The sequence below is a fragment of the Pseudomonas sp. PS02303 genome (assembly GCF_029959925.1).
Lineage (GTDB): Bacteria > Pseudomonadota > Gammaproteobacteria > Pseudomonadales > Pseudomonadaceae > Aquipseudomonas > Aquipseudomonas mandelii.
Map to the genome: position 1 here is coordinate 1 of NZ_JASCOM010000402.1, position 3,479 is coordinate 3,479.

General features: G+C 62.2%; 3 protein-coding genes. All 3 read left to right on the forward strand.

Annotation, left to right across the window (positions count from 1 at the left end):
• Positions 1 to 207 precede the first annotated feature (207 nt).
• The 3 genes from QMX98_RS33285 to QMX98_RS33295 are packed head-to-tail and all read left to right on the forward strand — an operon-like array spanning position 208 to position 3,365.
• A complete protein-coding gene (locus QMX98_RS33285) occupies positions 208 to 681 on the forward strand; it encodes a MarR family transcriptional regulator (RefSeq protein WP_282412021.1) in 474 nt (157 codons plus the stop codon).
• Complete coding sequence (locus QMX98_RS33290; RefSeq protein ID WP_282412022.1) at positions 678 to 2,147, forward strand: efflux transporter outer membrane subunit; 1,470 nt, start codon at positions 678 to 680, stop codon at positions 2,145 to 2,147. Before QMX98_RS33285 ends, QMX98_RS33290 begins: the two co-directional genes overlap by 4 nt.
• 15 nt (positions 2,148 to 2,162) lie before the next feature.
• The gene (locus tag QMX98_RS33295; protein WP_077749768.1) at positions 2,163 to 3,365 is read left to right on the forward strand and encodes an HlyD family efflux transporter periplasmic adaptor subunit; all 1,203 of its coding nucleotides are present in this window, start codon (positions 2,163 to 2,165) and stop codon (positions 3,363 to 3,365) included.
• Positions 3,366 to 3,479: the final 114 nt, after the last annotated feature.

Genomic DNA, 3,479 nt, shown 5'->3' on the forward strand with positions numbered 1-3,479 from the left:
GGCTCGCTCCCACAGAGATCACACCGAACTCTGTGGGAGCGAGCCTGCTCGCGATGGGCGTGCTGCGGTCATCGATCCGAAGCAACTTTTGTCGTAAGCCATTTATCGACTAAATAGAAAGCTTCCTAACTATTACGTTGACATTCGCTGCCTAGGCAGTAACATCTCGTCATACATTCTCTGCCTAGGCAGCTAATTGGTGGCCAGATGAAACACTTCACCCCAGACGAATTCCACACGTGCCATCTCGGCCTCCTACTCGGGCGCGCCGCGCTGCTCAAGGACCGGATCATCGACACGCACATGGAGCCCCACGGCATCACCGCCGCGCAGTTCAAAGTGCTGATCATCATGGCCCAGTTCGGCGTCGATACCCCGGCAGAGCTGTGCCGTCACCTGTCGCTGGACAGCGGTTCGATGACTCGCATGCTCGACCGTCTGGAACAGAAAGGTTTCCTCGCCCGCCAACGTTCCGAAGCGGATCGCCGTCAGGTGCAACTGGTGCTCACCGAGCAAGGCCAGCAATTGACCGACCGTCTGCCGGAGATCGGCGCCGACGCCATGAATGAACTGGCCGGCGCGATCACCCCGGATGAGCTGAAAACCCTGGAGCAGATCCTCAAGAAAATCCTTGTGGCAGCCGGTGACTCGATCACCTTGCTGCGGGTAAGTGACAAATGAGCAGTAAAACGCTGCGTGCCGGCCTGAGCCTGGTGCTGGCGGCCATGACCCTGGCCGGTTGCGCCAGTTACAGCGGCCTGAACACCGAAGGCGTCAGCCTTGATGCGAAAAACCTCAAGGCCGGGCAATCCCTCAGCGGCGTGACTCTGTCGCCCGCGGCCTGGCCGAAAAGCGACTGGTGGAAAAGCCTCGGTGATCCACAGCTCAATGGCCTGATCCGCGAAGCCCTGCACGACAGCCCCGACATGCAGATCGCCGACGCCCGCGCCCACCAGGCCAGCGCCGCCGCGTATGCCGCCGATGCCGCGCGGATGCCGACCCTCGATGCCAGCGCCGGAGTCAGCCGTTCGCGCCTGGCACGAGATCAAGACCCGAGCGGGCAGGGCGGTACGTATTCCACCGTGCGCAACATCGGCGCCAGTTTCAATTACAACTTCGACCTCTGGGGCGGTCAGCGGGATGCCTGGGAAGCTGCATTGGGCGAGGCCCGTGCGGCGGAAGTCGATCAGCAGGCCGCGCAGCTGACCTTGTCCGCCGACGTCGCCCGCGCCTATAGCGACCTGGGGCAGGCGCACATCGTCTATGACCTGGCCAATGAAGACCTCAAGCGCACCAAACAAATGCTTGAACTGAGCCAGCGCCGCCTGAGCTCGGGGATCGACAGCCGATACCAGTTCCAGCAAACCGAAAGCCTGGAAGCCAGCTCCGAAGCGAGCCTGATCGACGCCGAAAAACGCCTGCAAAGCGCAAAAATCGCCTTGGCCGTGCTGCTCGGCAAAGGCCCGGATCGCGGCAATGAAATCGCCCGGCCGAAGATCCTGCAAGCCAGCGCCGTGGCATTGCCATCGGTATTGCCCGCCGAGTTGCTCGGTCGTCGTCCAGACCTGGTCGCCGCGCGCTGGCGGGTCGAGGCCGCGAGCAAGAACATCGCCGCCGGCAAGACCCAGTTCTACCCCAACCTCAACCTGAGCGCCGCGGCCGGTGCCGAATCGTTGTTGGGAGATGCGATGTTTGGTTCGGCCAGCCGTTTCTTTAATGTTGCGCCGACTATCTCCGTGCCGATTTTCGACGGCGGCCGCTTGCGTGCCGACCTCGATTCCCGCGACGCCGATTACGACCTCGCGGTGGCGCAGTACAACAAAAGCCTGGTGAAAGCCTTGGGTGATGTCAGTGACACCATCAACCAGTTGCGCGACATCGGCCGGCAGATCGGGGCGCAGCAACACGCCACCGACATTGCCCAGGATTCTTACAACACCGTGGTCCAGCGGTACGGTTCCGGCATCGGTAACTACCTGGACGTGCTCAGCATCGAGCAGCAATTGCTCCAGGCCCAGCGCCAGCTGGCCAACCTGAATGCCGAGCAGATCGACCTGTCGATCCAACTGATGCAGGCGCTGGGCGGCGGCTTCCAGGGCGAAACCCTGACCGCAGCCAACGCACTCCCAGCCACGCAGCACAATTAATTCAAGGTATTGGTCATGGCCACTGCAGAACACACACAAACCCCTGACAACGCTCCTGACACCAGCAACCCGCGCAAACGCAAAGTCATGCTGGTGGTGCTCGCGATCGTGGTGATCCTCGCCGGCGTCGCCGTCTGGGGATATCACGAATTCTACGGGCGCTGGAATGAAAGCACCGACGACGCCTATGTGAACGGCAACGTGGTGGAAATCACCCCGCTGGTCACCGGCACCGTGGTCAGTATCGGCGCGGATGATGGCGACCTGGTCCATGAAGGCCAGGTGCTGATCAACTTCGACCCGAACGATGCCCAAGTCGGTCTGCAAAGTGCACAGGCCAACCTGGCCCGCACCGTGCGTCAGGTGCGCGGTTTGTACAGCAACGTCGACGGCATGAAAGCCCAGGTCAACGCCCAGCAGGCGGAAGTGCAGAAGGCTCAGGACAACTTCAATCGCCGGAAAAACCTCGCCGCTGGCGGGGCGATTTCCCAGGAAGAGCTGTCCCACGCTCGCGACGACCTGACCTCAGCGCAAAACGCCCTGGCCAACGCCAGGCAGCAACTGAAAACCACCAGCGCCTTAGTGGATGACACCGTGGTCTCGTCGCACCCGGACGTGATGGCGGCGGCCGCGCAATTGCGTCAGGCCTACTTGAACAATTCCCGCAGCACCTTGATCGCGCCGGTCACCGGGTACGTGGCCAAACGCTCGGTACAACTGGGCCAGCGCGTCCAGCCGGGCACGGCGCTGATGGCGGTCATTCCGCTGGATCAGCTGTGGATCGACGCCAACTTCAAGGAAACCCAGCTGCGTGACATGCGCATCGGCCAACCGGTGGATATCGAAGCTGACCTCTACGGCAGCGACGTGAAGTTCAGCGGCACCATCGACAGCCTCGGCGCCGGTACTGGCAGTGCATTTGCCCTGCTGCCGGCGCAGAACGCCACCGGTAACTGGATCAAGATCGTGCAGCGGGTGCCGGTGCGGATTCACATCAACGCTGAAGAACTGGCCAAGCATCCATTGCGGGTCGGCCTGTCGACTCAGGTCGATGTGAACCTGCGCGATCAGAGCGGCCCGGTGCTGGCGCAACAGCCGCCGCAAAAGGCGTCCTTCAGCACCAACGTCTACGACCGTCAGTTGGCCGAGGCCGACGCGATGATCACTCAGTTGATCCACGACAACAGCGCTGCGGCCAGTAAAACCGTCCAGCGCTGATACCTCCCCTGTGGGAGCGAGATTTTGTGGCGAGGGAGCTTGCTCCCGCTCGGCTGCGAAGCAGTCGCAGAGCTTTTGGGGCCGCTTCGCGACCCAGCGGGAGCAAGCTCCCTC